General features: G+C 44.7%; 14 protein-coding genes. 13 read left to right on the forward strand and 1 reads right to left on the reverse strand.

Features of this window, described 5'->3' with window-relative positions; translation table 11 throughout:
- The first annotated feature begins 104 nt into the window (after window positions 1-104).
- From LRM45_RS03275 to dnaE, 11 genes are all read left to right on the forward strand, one after another.
- The gene (locus LRM45_RS03275) at window positions 105-704 is read left to right on the forward strand and encodes a hypothetical protein (protein ID WP_243826744.1); all 600 of its coding nucleotides are present in this window, start codon (window positions 105-107) and stop codon (window positions 702-704) included.
- 27 nt (window positions 705-731) lie between these two features.
- On the forward strand, window positions 732-2,702 hold the full coding sequence (gene uvrB, locus LRM45_RS03280; RefSeq protein ID WP_243826745.1) for an excinuclease ABC subunit UvrB: 1,971 nt from the start codon (window positions 732-734) through the stop codon (window positions 2,700-2,702).
- A gap of 30 nt (window positions 2,703-2,732) precedes the next feature.
- Complete coding sequence (locus LRM45_RS03285; RefSeq protein WP_243826746.1) at window positions 2,733-3,527, forward strand: hypothetical protein; 795 nt, start codon at window positions 2,733-2,735, stop codon at window positions 3,525-3,527.
- Window positions 3,528-3,592: 65 nt separating this feature from the next.
- On the forward strand, window positions 3,593-3,880 hold the full coding sequence (gene gatC, locus LRM45_RS03290) for an Asp-tRNA(Asn)/Glu-tRNA(Gln) amidotransferase subunit GatC (RefSeq protein WP_243826747.1): 288 nt from the start codon (window positions 3,593-3,595) through the stop codon (window positions 3,878-3,880).
- Entirely contained in the window at window positions 3,880-5,250 is a 1,371-nt protein-coding gene (gatA, locus tag LRM45_RS03295) for an Asp-tRNA(Asn)/Glu-tRNA(Gln) amidotransferase subunit GatA (RefSeq protein ID WP_243826748.1), read from the forward strand. Before gatC ends, gatA begins: the two co-directional genes overlap by 1 nt.
- The gene (locus LRM45_RS03300; RefSeq protein ID WP_243826749.1) at window positions 5,250-5,669 is read left to right on the forward strand and encodes a hypothetical protein; all 420 of its coding nucleotides are present in this window, start codon (window positions 5,250-5,252) and stop codon (window positions 5,667-5,669) included. The genes gatA and LRM45_RS03300 overlap by 1 nt, the downstream gene beginning before the upstream one ends.
- Entirely contained in the window at window positions 5,669-7,117 is a 1,449-nt protein-coding gene (gatB, locus tag LRM45_RS03305; RefSeq protein ID WP_243826750.1) for an Asp-tRNA(Asn)/Glu-tRNA(Gln) amidotransferase subunit GatB, read from the forward strand. Before LRM45_RS03300 ends, gatB begins: the two co-directional genes overlap by 1 nt.
- A 35-nt stretch (window positions 7,118-7,152) precedes the next feature.
- Window positions 7,153-8,046, forward strand: coding sequence for a UTP--glucose-1-phosphate uridylyltransferase (locus tag LRM45_RS03310; RefSeq protein ID WP_243826751.1), 894 nt, complete (start codon window positions 7,153-7,155; stop codon window positions 8,044-8,046).
- 15 nt (window positions 8,047-8,061) lie between these two features.
- Complete coding sequence (locus tag LRM45_RS03315) at window positions 8,062-8,349, forward strand: hypothetical protein (RefSeq protein WP_243826752.1); 288 nt, start codon at window positions 8,062-8,064, stop codon at window positions 8,347-8,349.
- Window positions 8,318-8,614 (forward strand): DUF5665 domain-containing protein, encoded by a 297-nt coding sequence (locus LRM45_RS04230; RefSeq protein WP_129635164.1) that lies wholly within the window; start codon window positions 8,318-8,320, stop codon window positions 8,612-8,614. The genes LRM45_RS03315 and LRM45_RS04230 overlap by 32 nt, the downstream gene beginning before the upstream one ends.
- A gap of 19 nt (window positions 8,615-8,633) precedes the next feature.
- Window positions 8,634-12,374 carry a DNA polymerase III subunit alpha gene (gene dnaE / locus LRM45_RS03325; RefSeq protein WP_243826753.1) on the forward strand — a complete coding sequence of 1,247 codons (3,741 nt, stop codon included), beginning with the start codon at window positions 8,634-8,636 and terminating at the stop codon, window positions 12,372-12,374.
- Window positions 12,375-12,854: 480 nt separating this feature from the next.
- Here dnaE and LRM45_RS03330 read toward each other — a convergent pair whose 3' ends face one another.
- The gene (locus LRM45_RS03330) at window positions 12,855-13,415 is read right to left on the reverse strand and encodes a TrmH family RNA methyltransferase (protein WP_243826754.1); all 561 of its coding nucleotides are present in this window, start codon (window positions 13,413-13,415) and stop codon (window positions 12,855-12,857) included.
- Window positions 13,416-13,466: 51 nt separating this feature from the next.
- On the opposite strand from LRM45_RS03330, the gene LRM45_RS03335 reads away from it, so the two are divergent.
- Together LRM45_RS03335 and LRM45_RS03340 are read left to right on the forward strand one after the other, a co-directional pair.
- A complete protein-coding gene (locus LRM45_RS03335) occupies window positions 13,467-15,089 on the forward strand; it encodes a GspE/PulE family protein (RefSeq protein ID WP_243826755.1) in 1,623 nt (540 codons plus the stop codon).
- Between the two features lie 37 nt (window positions 15,090-15,126).
- The gene (locus tag LRM45_RS03340; RefSeq protein ID WP_243826756.1) at window positions 15,127-16,698 is read left to right on the forward strand and encodes a hypothetical protein; all 1,572 of its coding nucleotides are present in this window, start codon (window positions 15,127-15,129) and stop codon (window positions 16,696-16,698) included.

A 16,698-nucleotide genomic window follows, 5' to 3' on the forward strand; every position in this document is an offset into this window, starting at 1 on the left:
TGATTTTAACTTTATTACTATATCATAAAATACCTATGGTTACAATACATTGACGGTAAATAATCCATCATATACAATCAAAGCACAATCTAAATGGAGGTTTTGTGGAGAACAAATCAACGGCTAATAAATGGCTGATCGTGGCGGTGATTGTTATGGGTATAATCATTGTTGCTATGGCTACTTGGATAATTGCTGGTGCTATGCATAAAAATAGTGACTCTAACTCTTCAGTGAAAACCAGCCAAACAAAGAAAGACTCATCTGATTCACTGGAAAAAACTCGCGGTGAAGGCGAGGATCCATCAAATGAGGCAAAGAAAGAATATAAAGACTTCCGAACCAAAGGCGACAGCACGGGTATTCGTTTAACTTCAGCAAGTGATGTTGATAAATTGGATATTGACAGTTCTTTGAAGAAGTTCTTGAAGTCTAAAGTCGGTCAGTCAATTCCAGAGCGTGAAGGTTCTGTGTATGAGCCAATCATTGACCGTGCATACGGAAAATATGCGGCAGTATATGGCTTGACGAACGCTTATACTATTATCGGACCAAAGAACGGCACCGGTGAAATTGCAATTGTTGCGGGCACGCAGCAAGGTGGCATGCCGTGCTCAGACTTGAAGTTGGCATCGGTTCCGAGTCGCTTGGTTGACGGCAAATGTGAAGTTTCTGGCTCGTCTCAAACTTATAGCCAAGACTAGTTTTCATAAATATAGTAAAATAGAGAGGTGAATAAATTTCGCCTCTCTTCTTCATATCAGCCCACGGGCGATCAGCCGCGAGCAATTGCTCAGTTAGTCGATGGTTTGGAAAAAGGTCAGCGCGAGCAAACTTTGCTGGGTGTGACTGGTTCAGGGAAGACGTTTACGATGGCGAATATTATCGCTAAGCGCAATGTGCCGACGTTGGTTTTGGCTCATAATAAGACTTTGGCGGCACAACTTTTTTCTGAGTTTAAGGAATTTTTTCCGGACAATGAAGTCCACTATTTTGTTAGCTATTTTGACTACTATCAGCCAGAAGCGTACATCGCTTCGAGCGACACTTACATTGAGAAAGATTCGAAAATCAATGACGAGATTGATCGGCTTAGGCACGCTGCGACTTCTGCGCTGCTTACGCGCCGCGATGTGATTATCGTGGCAAGTGTGAGCTGTATTTACGGCATTGGTTCGCCAGAAACTTACGCTGATATGGCTATTAAATTGACCGTTGGCGAGCGCCGAGTTCAGGACAAGTTTATCCGCTTATTGACCGACATTCAGTATAAGCGCAATGACATTGATTTTGCGCGAGGAACTTTTCGGGTGCGCGGCGATGTTGTGGATATTTTTCCGGCAGGTCAAGATACTGCGGTTCGCGTGGAATTCTTTGGCGATGAAATTGAGCGGCTGACGAAGATTGATCCTTTGACTGGTGAAATTTTGGATCGTCCAGACCAATTGACAATTTTTCCGTCCAGCCACTATTCGACGCCACGTGAGCGAATTGAAAAGGCAATTGTTGGAATTGAAAATGAGTTTAATCAACGACTGAAATGGTTTGAGGATAATGGTAAGTTTTTAGAGGCGCAAAGGCTGAGTCAGCGAACCAAATATGATTTGGAGATGTTAAAGGAAACTGGTTTTGTGAAAGGAATTGAGAATTATTCGCGCTATTTGACCGACCGAGAACCTGGCGAGCAGCCGGCAACTTTGATTGATTATTTTCCGGACGATTGGCTACTTTTGGTTGACGAATCGCACATGACGTTGCCGCAAGTTCGGGGAATGTACAACGGTGATCGCGCCCGTAAGGAAGTTCTGGTTGAGCATGGTTTTCGTCTTCCAAGCGCGCTGGACAATCGCCCACTTCGATTTGATGAGTTCAATCAGCATATTCATCAGGCAATTTATGTTTCCGCTACGCCGGGAGATTATGAACTTTCTCACTCGCCAAAGCCAGCTGAGCAGCTTATTCGACCGACTGGGTTGCTTGATCCGCCGATTGAAGTTCGACCGACCGACGGGCAGGTTGATGATTTGATGGAGGAAATTCGCCAGACGATTGCGAAAGGTCATCGCGTGTTGGTGACGACACTAACCAAGCGAATGGCGGAGGACTTGAGCGCTTATTTGACGGAAAACGGCGTGAAGACGGCGTATTTGCATAGCGAAATTGATACACTGGAACGTGGTGATATTCTGAAAGATTTGCGACTTGGAACGTATGACGTGCTGGTTGGAATTAATCTATTGCGTGAAGGTTTGGACCTTCCGGAGGTCAGTTTGGTGGCAATTATGGACGCTGATAAGGAAGGTTTCTTGCGTAGTGAGCAGGCTTTGATTCAGACGATTGGACGGGCGGCGCGGCACGTTGATGGACGAGTTATTATGTATGGCGACAATGTTACGGATAGTATGCGTCGAGCAATTGACGAAACGAATCGACGTCGAGCGATTCAGCAGAAATATAACGAAGAGCATAATATCACGCCGCAAACTATTCAGAAGAAAATTGACGATGGTTTGCGCTCGATTATTCCGCAAAAAGAATCTGATAAAAAGCCAAAGCTTAACCTGAAGAAAATTCCAAAAGACGAATATCCGGCTTTGATTAAAGATCTGACGGCGCAAATGGAATTACATAGTGCTAATTTGGAATTTGAAAAAGCGGCAGAACTGCGTGACTTAATTGCAGAAATTCGCCATACAATGTAGAATAAAAATATTATTAGATTAGGAGGGATTATGGCAGCAAAAGAACAGCCACAGCCAACAAACGTCGCGCAACCAGAAATGCCGATGCAACCAAATGCCTACCAAGCATATCCACCGCAATACGCATATGAAGACCCAAATAAGGGCAAGGCAAAGATGCTAACTTTGGAATACGCTTTGGCAATGGGTTCGGCGATTATTTCAATCATGTTGCTGATTGACATCATAACCAAGATATTCGGTCTGTGGACAAATTCAACATCAATGTTATTAAGAAGTGTTGGCGGATTTTTTGCCCCATCAATGGTAACTCAAGGAACAGGAATTGTTGCAGCGTCAGTGTTTGCTGTGCTTTTGGCTGTATTGTCGTTAGTTCTATTCTCACGCGTATCAAAAGCTGTTCCGGAGCGTGAAGGCTACACAAAGCGAACAGCTTACAAATTGGTAACTTACGGCGGTTTGGCGGTTTTGATTATTCCAGCTGTAGACTTGGTTGCTCGATTGGTGAGTATTTTGATCAACTCATTGCTGTTTATCGGCGTTGGTGACGGTGGTGAATTCTATAAGAGTTTGTACTTGGGTGAATTCTTGCCATACGCATTAGCTCTTGCAATTGTTGCTACTGGCGCTTACTTCATTTGCCAAATTGTCAAGGGACGCAACATGTCAAAGGCTTTGTCCTTGATGCTGATTGTGGCTTCTTCTGTCGTATTATTGACTGGCGCTATCACAATCGCCGTTAAAGCGCACGACACGGGCAGCTCAGTAAAGACTATTCCATCAGATTACAGTCGCTACAAGAACTACCAAGATTACTCAATGTAATAAAACTTGGAAAAATAAAGTCGCTCACTTTGATGGGCGGCTTTTTTTAGTGGTATAATATTGATATGATAACTATTTCTACCAGCGATATTCAGCACTTGGCGAGTTTGAGTAGTCTGGCATTGACTGATGACGAAACCGACGGACTGCGCCAAGATTTGGAAAATATAATTGGCTATATTGAGCAGTTGGGCGAGCTTGACGTGTCGGGTGTTGAGCCGACTTATCAAGTTACGGGGCTGAGCAATGTCTGGCGTGAGGATGAAGTTCAGGCGGGGATTCTTGTTGAGGAGTTGCTCGATTTGGCGCCAGAAAAACAGAATAATCAAGTGAAAGTTCCGCAGGTATTGTAATGAGTAAAATTAGTGATTTTATCGGCAAGAGCGCGGTCGAGAATGTAAAAGAAGCATTGCGACGAGCGCGTGAAATTGGGGAGTATAATGCACTGCTTAGCTTGACGGAAGAGCGTGCGCTGGAGCGTGCAGAAAAAGTTGATGCTGGCGAGATCTCTGGACGATTGGCGGGCGTGCCATTTGTTGTGAAGGATAATTTTTTGGCGTTTGGTGCGCCAACGACTGCCGCTTCAAAAATGCTAGAAAGCTTTAACGCTCCATTACAGGCGACGGCTGTTGAAAAATTGGAAGCGGAAGGTGCGATTTGTATTGGCAAAGCGAATTTGGATGCTTTTGCGCACGGTGGTTCGACGGAAAACTCGGCATTCGGTCCAACGAAGAACGCTGCAGATGAAACGCGAGTTGCTGGTGGATCATCTGGTGGATCGGCGGTAGTTACGGCGCTCGACGTGGTTCCGTTCGCGCTTGGTACGGATACTGGCGGTTCGATTCGTCAGCCAGCCAGCTTTAACGGCGTAGTTGGAATTAAGCCGACTTACGGGGCGGTTAGTCGCTACGGCGTAGTGGCGATGGCATCAAGTACGGACACGATCGGTTGTTTTGCTACGAACGCTGAAGATACGGACTTGGTGATGGAAATTATGGCTGGTCGCGATGATAAGGATATGACGACTTTGCCTGATTTTTGGAATAGTCAGCCAGAATTTGCAAAGAAAAAGATAGGTCTAGTCAAACAATGTATGACCGACGACGTGGACGCGAAAGTTCGCCAAAAAACGCTTGATTATGCGGAGAAATTGAAGCAGCTTGGCTACGAAATTGAGGAAGTAGATTTGAGTATGATGCAACATTCTCTGGCGATGTATTACATAATTGTGCCAGCGGAATTGTCATCAAATTTGGCGCGATATGACGGCGTGCGATATGGTCATCGAGCGGCGGAAGTAAAGACTTTGGCGGAGCTTTATGGTCGTAGTCGAAATGAAGGATTTATGACTGAAAATAAGCGACGAATTATGATAGGAAGTTTCGTATTGTCGAGTGGATTTTTTGATGCTTATTATATGCAGGCCCAAAAAGCCAGGACGTTGTTGATTGACGAATTCAAGAAGTTATTTACCGAATATGACGCGCTATTGATGCCAGTCGCGCCGACTCCTGCGTTTAAGATTGGTGAGAATGCCAGTGACCCGATAAAAATGTATTTGGCGGACATTATGACCGTGCCGGCAAGTTTGGCTGGACTTCCTGCAGTTTCGGCGCCGGCTGGGAATAGTGATGAAGGATTGCCAATTGGCGTGCAGCTTATTGGCGATTACAAGTCGGACAAGAACTTGCTGAAGCTGGTTTCAGAAGTGGAGAAGATTTGATGGATGGATTGATGGTTGCGATAGTTGTTGCGGCGTTGACTATCGGCGCCTTGCTGATGATTTTCATTCAATTGACTTCTCGTGGTCGCGGTCAAATTGACAAAGAAATGTATCAGAGGGTTTGGCGGCAAATTTTGCGCAATGTCGAAACTAGAAAATCGGAAAGTATGCAGATGGCGATAATGAAGGCGGACAAGTTGCTGGACAAAGCTATGCGCGACTGCGGCGTGGCTGGCGAAACGATGGGCGAACGTATGAAATCTCGCAAGGGATATTGGAGCGATGAAAATGGGCTTTGGGCGGCACATAAATTGCGTAATCAAATTGCCCACGAAACCAACGTAACGGTGACGGCGCAGAGTTTTCGTCGAGCTATGGCGAGTTTTGAACAGGCATTAAGAGATTTGGGAGCATTATAATGAGTGTATATGACGATTATGAAATGACAATTGGTATCGAATGTCACGTTCAGCTGGCGACGAAAACCAAGCTATTTAGCCCGGCCGACAATGACGCTCGCGACGCTGAGCCGAATACTAAGACGCATCAGATTGACTTTGGTCTGCCGGGGATGTTGCCGGTTTTGAACAAGCACGCCGTTGAGTTGGCGGTTCGTGCTGGAAAAGCCTTGAATTCGCCGATTGCGCACGTTAGCCGGTTCGATCGAAAGCATTATTTTTATCCAGATTTACCAAAGGGCTATCAGACTTCACAGATGTATAATCCGATTATTTTGGCTGGATATGTCGATGCGCCGCTGGAAGATGGTTCTTTGAAACGCGTGCGAATTGACCACGCTCACATGGAGGAAGATGCTGGTAAACTGACGCATCACGACGGCTATTCGTTAGTCGATCTTAACCGTGCTGGCACGCCGCTGATTGAGATTGTTTCTGAGCCGGATATGCATTCGGCTGAGGAGGCTAAAGCTTACGTTTCGGAACTTCATAAATTGATGGTTTACGCGGGTGTGACTTACGGTAATTTGTATCACGGAAATATGCGATTTGACGTTAATATTTCAGTAGCAAAAAAGGGTGCGACGGAGCTTGGAAAGCGCGCAGAAATTAAGAATCTCAATTCCTTCCGCAGCGTTGAAAGGGCTGCTGAGTACGAGTTTAAGCGTCAAGTCGATATCTTGGAGCGTGGCGAAGAAGTTGTTCAGGAAACCAGAGGATGGAATGATGACAAGCAGATAACTATTTCTCAGAGGTCAAAGGAAGACGCGCAGGATTATCGCTATATGCCAGATCCAGATATTCCGCCAGTTGTGTTGACTGACGAGGTGATTGCTGAAATTCAGTCCAAGGTGCCGATGCTTCCGGGTGAATATAGGGAAAAATGGAGCGCGCTAAACTTGGACAAATCTGTTATCAATTCGCTTTTGTCTAATCAGGATTATGCCCAGATTACATTGGAAGTTCAGGAAAAGTCGGGCGAGGCTTCCGCTAAGCGAGTCGCGCATTGGTTTGCGAGCGCATTGACAGCTTCTGACGAAAGTGACGCGCAAACGGACAATGAATCTACACGTGTGGCGGTTGACGATTTGATAGAATTGGCTGAAATGACAGAGAAGTCTGAAGTTTCCAGTACGAATGCGAAGGAACTATTCAATGAGCTTTTGGCTGGCGCGAAAAATCCGCGTAAGCTTGCCGAAGAGAAGAATTTGTTGCAGGTTTCTGATGAATCGGCGATTGCTGCAATCGTTGATGAAGTTCTGAGTGATCCAGCTTCGGCGGCGTCAATTGCAGATATCAAGGCTGGAAAAGATAAGGCTATTGGCTATTTGGTTGGGCAAGTTATGAAGAAGTCTAAGGGTCAAGCCAACCCAAGCCTTGCGCAAAAACTGATTCGCGAAAGACTTTAGAATTGCTGAAAATAATAGGGAATAGGAGCTGAAATATGAGAAAACCAACTAAAGCTATCATCGCTGCTGCCGGTTTTGGTACGCGATTTTTGCCACAAACTAAAGCCATGCCAAAGGAAATGTTGCCGCTGATTGATAAGCCAATTATTCAATACGTCGTCGAGGAATTAGTTGAGGCTGGCATTAAAGATATCATCATTATCGGTAGCGCGAATAAGCGAGCAATCGAGGACCATTTTGACGAGCCGAATGAAGAACTTTTGGCTAATTTGCGCGCTGGCGGTCCTAAAAAACAGCCGTTCATTGACGAGGTGCAGAATTTGGCTGAGATGGCAAACTTTATTTATATTCGCCAAAAAGGTCCATACGGCAACGCAACGCCTTTGGCTTGTGCTTCGCATTTGATTCATCATGACGAGCCTGTGATTTACACATTTGCAGACGATTTTATTGCGGCTAGTCCAAGTCGTTTCAAACAGATGATTGAGGCGTCAGAAAGCTTAGATGGAGCGGTTCTGTCATGTAAGAAGATAACTGATGACGCGGAATTTGATCGTTATGGAGTCATCAATGGTCAAGGAGTGAAAGACGGCGTTATAAAAATGACGAATATCGTTGAAAAGCCAGGCAAAGAGAACGCGCCTTCTGATTTGGCGAGCGTCAGTAGTTATTTACTTCCGGGCGAGATTTTCAGCTATCTAGATAAAGCCAAGGAAGAATTTGACGGCAACGGCGAGTTTACGATTCAGCCGATTATGCAGCAAATGATTGACGATGGTTTTGATTTTTACGGCGTAGAGATTACGAACGGCACTTATTATGATACTGGCGACAAATTGGAATATCTAAAAACAGTGATTGACTTTGGATTGCGTGATCCTAATTTTGGCGATAAATTACGTGCTCATCTGGCGGATCGCCTAAAATAATGTATAATAAATAGCATGAACGGATTGCTTATTATATTAGTGGTTTTGATGGTGATTTTTGTCATCATGATGATCGCTATGACAGTTTCTATCATCAAATTAACGCGCCAAATTCGCCAAACTCAGCAAAACGTGGAGGCGATAAGCCAGCGAATTGCTAACTTAAACGGAATTGTAAGTACAGTTTCAATTGGCGTGGAATTAGCCAAAAACTTCGCTTCAAAGAGCGGATTTTTCTCAAAATTTTTCTCAAAGAAAAAGGTAAGAAAGAGTGAAAAAGTCAGCCAAAGAACAGTCAAATAAGTTGGCAAAAAAAGTCGTTCGTGATAACGAAAACGGTGCTCGTCGGGCGATTTTGGAGGATTTGTTCTTTGATTTTCATAAATCTCGCCACCAAGTTTACTGGGTGAATTTTGTTCGCGGAATTTTCTTTGGCCTTGGAAGTGCTTTGGGTGCGACATTATTGATCGCGATATTGATTTGGATTTTGGGACAATTTGCCGACATTTTCCCGCCGTTGGCTGATTTTATCAACCACTTAATTGAGACAATGCAACGTCGTCAATAGCGTGCTATAATTGTTATTAATGACTGAGGGGACAAGCGAACAATCATCGTCGGCGGCTTTGAAGCCGTCAGATTTCGTGCATCTTCATAATCACACTTTTCACTCGGTACTGGACGGATTGACTAAGATTCATGACTTGGTCGATAAGGTTAAGGAGCTCGGGATGGAGGCTGCCGCCGTAACTGATCACGGCACGATGAGTGGTATTTTGGACTATTACAAAACTGCCAAAAAAGCGGGAATTAAGCCGATTATCGGAATTGAAACTTACGTGGCGACTCGTTCTCGATTTGACCGCGATCCGGGTAAGGACAAGCAGCGTTTTCACTTGACTGTGCTGGCGATGAACAATACGGGATTCCATAATTTGATGAAGCTGTCGACGCGTGCCAATCTGGAGGGAATGTATTACAAACCGCGAATTGACCATGAACTTTTAGAGGAATTGAATGAGGGATTGATTGTTCTGAGTGGTTGTGCGAGCGGTGAAATTGGCGTGGCGCTGAAGGAGGATGATTATGATCGTGCTCGTGAGATTGCCAAATGGTATAAGTCAATTTTTGGGGATCGTTATTATTTGGAGCTGCAGGACCACGGACATCCGAAGTCGAACACGCACTGGGACGTGCAGGCGAAGATCAACGAGGGCTTGATTAAGCTTTCAAAAGAGCTTGATATTGAAATGGTGGTGACTTGTGATGGTCACTATTTGACGCACGAATATCAAGACGCGCACGAGATTCTGCTTTGCGTTGGGACGGGCTCGTATCTCAGCGATGAAAAGCGAATGAGCTTGAAGGATTTTGAGCTTCATTTGACAGATCCGCGCGATATTATTGATCACTGGGGCGAGGAATTTCCTGAAGTTATTCGTAACACGAAAAAAATAGCTGATCGCTGTGATGTTGAGATTGAGCTTGGGCGAATTCTTATTCCAAAATATCCATTGCCAGACGGCGAGAATGAACATTCGTATCTGCTTAGATTGACATATCAAGGTTTGTTGCAGCGTTACAATGGAGCCTCGAAGGAGGAGGCTGAAAAGTTGGATCCTGACGAGATTATTCCGAAGTTGTCTGATGAGGTTCGTGAGCGCGCTAAGATGGAGCTTGGTGTGATGGGAAATATGGGCTATGAAGGTTATTTCTTGATCGTCCAGGATTTTATCAACTGGGGAAAATCTCAAGGAATTGTTTTTGGGCCTGGGCGCGGTAGCGCGGCTGGCTCGATTATTGCGTATGCGCTGAACATTACAGATCTTGATCCGCTGAAATATGGGCTACTGTTTGAGCGATTCCTGAATCCTGATCGTATTTCTATGCCCGACATCGACGTTGATATTCAGGATACGCGTCGCGATGAAGTGATTGAATATTGTGCGAAAAAATATGGCGAGGATCACGTCAGTAATATTGCAACGTTTGGCAAGATGTTTGGTCGTATGGCAGTGCGTGATGTTGCCAGGGTTTTGGAAGTTCCGTATGCTGAGAGCGACCGCTTGGCGAAGTTAGTTCCGCCACCAAGTCAGGGGCGACATATTCCGTTGTCTGTGAGTATTAAAGAAGACGCAGATCTTCGGAATGAATATGAAAATAATCCGACTGCGAAGGAAGTTTTGGATTATGCAATTCAGCTGGAAGGGACGATTCGTAGTCATGGCGTTCATGCTTGTGGCGTGGTGATCGCGCCAGATACGCTGGTCAATTATATTCCGCTTGAAATGGCGCAAAAGGGTGTGGTGGCAACTCAGTTCCCGATGGGCGAGGTTGAAGAGTTGGGTCTATTGAAGATGGACTTTTTGGGACTTTCGAACCTTACGATTATTAATAACGCCATGAGGATTATCCGAAAAGCTTACAAGAAAGAAATTAATCTTTCGGAGTTGCCACTTGATGATAAAAAGACTTACGAGCTGTTTCAGCGCGGCGACACGACTGGCGTATTCCAGTTGGAATCGGCGGGAATGAAGCGATATTTGCGCGGACTAAAGCCGACTACGTTTGAAGATATTATTGCTATGGTGGCCCTTTATCGTCCGGGACCGATGCAGTTTATTGACAGCTTTATTAGGCGCAAACACGGCGAGGAAGAAATAACTTATTTGCATTCTGGAATGAAAAACTCGCTGAAAAATACTTATGGAATTTTGGTCTATCAGGAACAGTTTATGCAGATTTCTAAGGAATGGTGTGGATTTACTGGTGGTCAGGCTGACACGTTGCGTAAAGCTGTTGGTAAGAAGAAGATTGACTTGATGAAAAAGGTCAAGCCTGAGTTTGTCGAGGGTGCGGTTAAAGTTGGTGGCGCAACTAAGGAAATTGCGGAAACTTTCTGGACTCAGCTGGAAGAATTCGCCAACTATTGTTTCAATAAGTCGCACGCCGCTTGTTATGGTTTGATTGCTTATTGGACGGCTTATTTGAAGGCGCATTATCCCGACGCGTTTATGGCGGCACTTATGACTAGCGACCATGACGACACTGATCGTCTGGCAATTGAAATCACCGAATGTAAGCACATGGGAATTAGCGTGTTGAGCCCTGATGTAAACGAGTCGTTCGTTGAGTTTGCTGTGGTGCCGAATGAGAATAAAATTCGCTTTGGTATGTCGGCGGTGAAGGGCGTTGGTGTTGGTGCGGTCGAGGAAGTTCTGCGGGCGCGCGAAGATGGGCCGTTTGCGTCGGTTGAGGATTTTGCCAGGCGCGTTTCAACCAGCAAGTTCAATAGAAAAGCCTGGGAGTCACTTATTAAATCTGGTGCGTTTGATGATATGGGCGATCGATCTGATTTGCTGTTCAATCTGGATTCTATTACATCATTTGCGTCCAAGCTCCAAAAAGAAGCCGCCAGCGGGCAGACCAATTTGTTTGGAATGTTGGGTGGCGATGATGCGGCGAGTGTCCAATCGACTCTTCATCTCCAGAAGGCTCCTGTGAAACACGACGACAAAGAGCGCTTGATGTGGGAGCGAGAATTGTTGGGGTTGTATATCTCGGCGCATCCACTTGATAGATATGAAACGTATTTGAGCGAGCAAACTCAACCGTTGACGCAATTAGTTCCTGAGTACGATAGTCGAATGATGACAGTCGGGGGGATTATTAGCACCGTTCGTACGATTGTCACAAAAAGCGGTTCGAAAATGGCGTTCGTGGGGATTGAGGATAAATTCGGCGAGGGTGAAATAATTGTTTTCCCAAATCTGTATGAGAAAGTTGGCGCCAAGCTGGTTCAGGATGCAGTGATTCGAGTTTCTGGTAAAAATTCAGCTCGAGATCGTGACGGAAATTTGGGCAATGAAAGTAAACTAATTGCCGATGATATTATTGTGATTACAGATAACGATATCAATGGCTATGAGTCGACTGGACGTAAAATGGAAGCGCCAAAAATTAGCTCTGCTGTAAAAAAAGAGCGCCGCGAGGCTTATCGTAATCAGAAAAATGGAGTTTCTCCGAAGTCTGCTGTGAAGAATGACGTCGCCAAATCGCAGCCAAAAACTCATTCGGTGCCTGTTAATGTTGCGCCAGAAATTCCCGCTTCAAAGTTATTTGTGTATATTAAAGACCCGAATGACCATTCGCGGTTAGTGAAAATGAAGTCTGTTTGTAGCGAGAATGCTGGCACGACTGACGTGGTTTTGGTACTGGGTGAGAAAGAAAAATCAGCCATGCGTCTGCCGTTTAAGGTGGATGCTAATGATAGCCTACTAAGCCAATTAAAAAACACTCTGGGTGAAGAGTGTGTAGTTCTAAAGTGATAGTTAGCCCGCTGACAGAGGCCTCAGCCGGAGCTGGTTGCTCTGGCGGGCTAACTATCTGTCAGCGGGACTTATTGTCCCGCAGTTCATTCCTCACTTCTGTCTTACCCCTCTCTTGTAGGGTAGTGTAAGTGGCCGCCGTCGTGCAGTAGAACAAAGCCACCAGCACCGTGTGGTACATCGGCCGGTGTGGCGATTCTGCTACCATGAAGTAGATGAAAAAGACTGTCATCCACACGCCAGCCGCGGCGGCTAGCGTGTGCCATATGTGACTAACCCCCGAAGGGGCCCTGTAGGCGTACCATGCAACATACATGGTTGCTAGAATTGTGAGAATAAAGAAAACGTCAAACATTTCCTCTAACCTTTCATGTAGGGGACTACTTTCTCCGGGGGATTCCAGAGAAAGCTCATACAAATATAACACATATGTTTAATAAAGTCAATAATCAGACTTGAGTGATTTATTCGTTGTTGAGGTTATTTCATTCTCGGGAAAATCAGTCCGAATAGCGCAATTCCTGTCGCTACCGACACGTTGAATGATTCTTTTTGGCCGAACATTGGGATTTCTACAGTGAAGTCGCAGTTGTCCAAAAGCTCTGGCGTGATTCCGTGGACTTCTTCGCCGAGTAGTAGTGCAAATTTTTCAGGCGGCTGAAATTCTGATAGCATCACACTGTCTTTTGATTGCTCCAGCGCGACAATTGGCAAGTTTTCTGTTTGTCTATTTTTCTCAATCCAGTCATTGATATCCTCGTAAAACTCAAACGGCACCAAACTTTCCGCGCCCAAAGCAGTTTTATGAATTTGGCTGGTGATTTTTTCGCGAATATGCGGCAGGCGAGGATCTTCAGACCGAATTTCTCCATCGACAAGTGCGCAAACAGGCGCCTTGCTACATAAACTCAATTCTGGATACGGCGTGTAGCCACTAAGAATAATCTTTTTTATACCAAATCCTTCGGCTGTGCGAAAAATTGCCCCAACATTATGTGTCGAGCGAATATTGTGAACTAACAGAGTAATTTCTGGATTCATATTACTATTATATCACTCGTAAAACCGTAAGCTTTTTGGTATAATTTTCATATGGACGAAGATAAAATTCAGGCGCGACGCCGTGAGCAAGATGAGGAAGCTACTCGTCGTCGAGCGTCAATTTTAGGACTTCAATATCTTGATGGGAGGGAATTTGAAGACACTCTGCCTTTGCTTAAAGATGTTTTGACAATTGAAGAAATGTATAAAGGCAGGCTGGTTCCGCTGGCTTTTAACGAGGAAGATCAGTCTTATCGATTTGGTGTTACGTCGCAAACTTCTGAATCGTTGATGAAGCGGATGCGAGATCAGTATGTTGAAAATGGCAAGCGAATCTTCTTCTTCTTAATTTCTGGTTCGGCGTTTCGGTCAATTATGCTTAGGTTTGATCCGCCAAAAAAAGTGATTTACGACAACATCGAAATTGCTAAGGAGGGTGATAGCGATACTCTGGCGCAGGTTACTCAGACTTTGGCTTCCGTGGGTACAAATGACGTGTTTAATTATTTGATTGACCAAGCGGATTTGCTGGGTGCGTCGGATATTCACATTGAAAATCAGCGTGAGTCGATTCGAATTCGGATGCGTGTTGACGGAGCTTTGCACACGGTGGCGGAACTTAGTAGAGATAGATATCGAGTGATTATGGCGACTTTGGCGTCGCGCGCGAATATTTCTACCGCTTCCAGAGAGCCTCAGTCTGGACATATGCAGCAGGAAATCCATAGAGATGGCGCATCGCACGTGCTGAATTTGCGTGTGGAAGCCGTGATGACGGTGTACGGTTTGGACTTGGTACTTCGATTGTTTAACTTTGATGAATCGATGCTGAACTTGGATCTTTTGAACATTTCAAAGAAAGAGCGCGAGCAAATTGATGAAGTTATTTCTCATCCGCGCGGGATGTTGTTGATGGTTGGTCCTACTGGTTCAGGAAAGTCTACGACGTTATATAGCATTTTGAACGCTCTTAATACTCAGGATCGAAAGATTATTACACTGGAAGATCCTGTAGAAAATACGATTCCTGGGATTGCTCAGATTCCGATTGATACGACAAATGGACAGAGGTTTGCTGACGGTTTGCGCAGTGTTTTGCGCCTTGACCCAGATGTGGTGATGGTTGGTGAGATTCGCGACAATGAAACTGCGAAGACTGCAATTCAGGCTTCAATTACGGGGCACTTGGTGTTGTCTAGCTTTCACGCCAATTCGACTGCGGCGGCGTTTAGTCGTATGATCGATATGATTGGGCAAAACCCGATTTTTAGCTCGGCGGTTCGGCTGGTGATTGCTCAGCGGCTGGTGAGGAGATTGTGGGATGATAGCAAGGAAGAATATGAGCCAGATGAGGCGACTCGTAAATGGGTGAAAGAGGTTTTGAAGGATTTGCCGGAGAATGTTGATTGCCCAGATCTTGATACGTTTAAGCTTTGGCGTGCGGTGCCGACGGATGACGTTCCGTTTGGCTACAAGGGGCGAATTCCAGTAATGGAGCAGTTGGTTGTAAGCGAGAATATTCAGAAGTTCCTGCGCGGCGATGTTGAGGATGTTCATACGGAAGCAATTGAAAAGGCTGCAAAAGAAGATGGCATGGTGACGTTACTCCAGGCTGGCGTGTTGGCGGCTCTTCGTGGCGAAACAACGCTAGAAGAAGTTAATAGAGTAATATAATTGACTTTATAGCCATAAACTGATAAAATATTAGTTTATGAGCGAAATTCCGGAACACTCTTGTTACGATAGCGAATCTTCAGAGTCTGAGAAAGACTCTATCTGTGAAATTTTTGATACTGTTATCAATTTCCTTGAATATATATATGAAGATGTACCCAAAGATTCATCCATATTTAAGGACTTGGTTGAGAAATATGAGCCTGTAATTGATAGTCTTAAGCAGGCTAAGGATACATACGACCAGTCTCCTGAATATTTGGAGATCCGCTACGATTTTGACGAAGTAAGTTCTCGATTGAAAGAGGAGTTTAATAAGGAATATGAAGCCTCGCTAAATGCTTTTATGTCGTCGTTAGATAAGATTTTTCCTGCTAATATAGCGGAAGTTAATGTTCCGAAATACTGCAATCTTGAGGGGTATAAAATTCCTAAAGTAAAGAAATTTCAGAGGAATAATAATCTCAACCCAGATGCTGCCGACTCTGAATATATACAACTCACATTAGATACTAAGAGGTCTGTGATTGATAGGATTTATAGAAAAAACAGCGCTTTTCCACCTATAGAATTTGGAGTAAGTCGACCTGAATACGATCCAGTTCGTGAAAAGACACGTCACTTGGTTGAGCTATTGACAAATTTTTCAATGCTTAAAGCCGATGAGCTTGAGGCGATGTCTGGGAATGAAAGTGGTGTGCGTATGGAGCGCATTGAAGCCTTCTTTAATTGTGAAAGAGATCTGGAGTGGACTAAAACCATACTCGACTGTGTAGATGGGATGAGAGATCTGGACGAGGAATTGTTAGCTCGTGAATATACGGAAATTGTGTTTGAGGAAAATTGTCCGAATGCGCAAACTCTTGCCAAATCTGTGGTGGAAGAAAAAATGAAGTCAATTCTAGAAGGCGAGCTAAAGGTTCTTTCTGAAAAATTCACAACTTACAAAGCGGCGGGTGAAATTGCGGGTGAATCTCTGAGGAAAGTCGCTAAGAGAAAAAGGTCAAGCAAACCGAAGCTGACAATCGAAGAAAGCAGCTCTCAGCTGGTAGAAATTAGACTAAAGGCGGGAGATACTGTGATACTTGATAGCGAGACGTTTCCGTGGCTTAAAGAAGATTCTATTGTGAATGTACTGCATGTTGAGCGTGGTGGTGACGGTACTGTGGTCGCAGTAATTGACGCGCGCACTGAAGAGGCTAAAAAGGTCGAGCATAAAATGACTGGATACGAAAACGACGAGAAGAAGCGGGACATTCTGCCTATTATTAAGGACAAATTAACTATGGCCGCCAAATGCATGGCAACTTCAGAAGATAAGTCTGTCGGTTTGCCAATCGGCTTAAATAATAGATTAAAAGAGCTTTATCCGTTTATAATTTACGCCTGGAAAGAACAAACGCATAACGCTAAGAGAGTTTATGTGTCAAAAGTCAGCATTGAAGATATGCCCGATGAAAGTGAAACTAAAAAATCTCTTCAGGAAGCTGGAGTGACTGAAGTAGTGCTATTTTTGGGAGCTTGTGACAAACAGAACCAGGAGTCGTTAGTGGCTCTGTTTATAGATGGAGACTCTCGTGATGCGGCTAAGTACGGTGCTGGTGCTTAG

It is taken from the genome of Candidatus Nanosynbacter sp. TM7-057 (genome assembly GCF_022828295.1).
Taxonomy (GTDB): Bacteria; Patescibacteriota; Saccharimonadia; order Saccharimonadales; family Saccharimonadaceae; genus Nanosynbacter.

Coding starts and splice junctions, on each gene's coding strand:
- LRM45_RS03285 (WP_243826746.1), top strand. CDS start 2,733: ATGGCAGCAAAAGAACAGCCACAGCCAACAAACGTCGCGCAACCAGAA.
- gatC (WP_243826747.1), top strand. CDS start 3,593: ATGATAACTATTTCTACCAGCGATATTCAGCACTTGGCGAGTTTGAGT.
- gatA (WP_243826748.1), top strand. CDS start 3,880: ATGAGTAAAATTAGTGATTTTATCGGCAAGAGCGCGGTCGAGAATGTA.
- LRM45_RS03300 (WP_243826749.1), top strand. CDS start 5,250: ATGGATGGATTGATGGTTGCGATAGTTGTTGCGGCGTTGACTATCGGC.
- gatB (WP_243826750.1), top strand. CDS start 5,669: ATGAGTGTATATGACGATTATGAAATGACAATTGGTATCGAATGTCAC.
- LRM45_RS03310 (WP_243826751.1), top strand. CDS start 7,153: ATGAGAAAACCAACTAAAGCTATCATCGCTGCTGCCGGTTTTGGTACG.
- LRM45_RS03315 (WP_243826752.1), top strand. CDS start 8,062: ATGAACGGATTGCTTATTATATTAGTGGTTTTGATGGTGATTTTTGTC.
- dnaE (WP_243826753.1), top strand. CDS start 8,634: ATGACTGAGGGGACAAGCGAACAATCATCGTCGGCGGCTTTGAAGCCG.
- LRM45_RS03330 (WP_243826754.1), bottom strand. CDS start 13,415: ATGAATCCAGAAATTACTCTGTTAGTTCACAATATTCGCTCGACACAT.
- LRM45_RS03335 (WP_243826755.1), top strand. CDS start 13,467: ATGGACGAAGATAAAATTCAGGCGCGACGCCGTGAGCAAGATGAGGAA.
- LRM45_RS03340 (WP_243826756.1), top strand. CDS start 15,127: ATGAGCGAAATTCCGGAACACTCTTGTTACGATAGCGAATCTTCAGAG.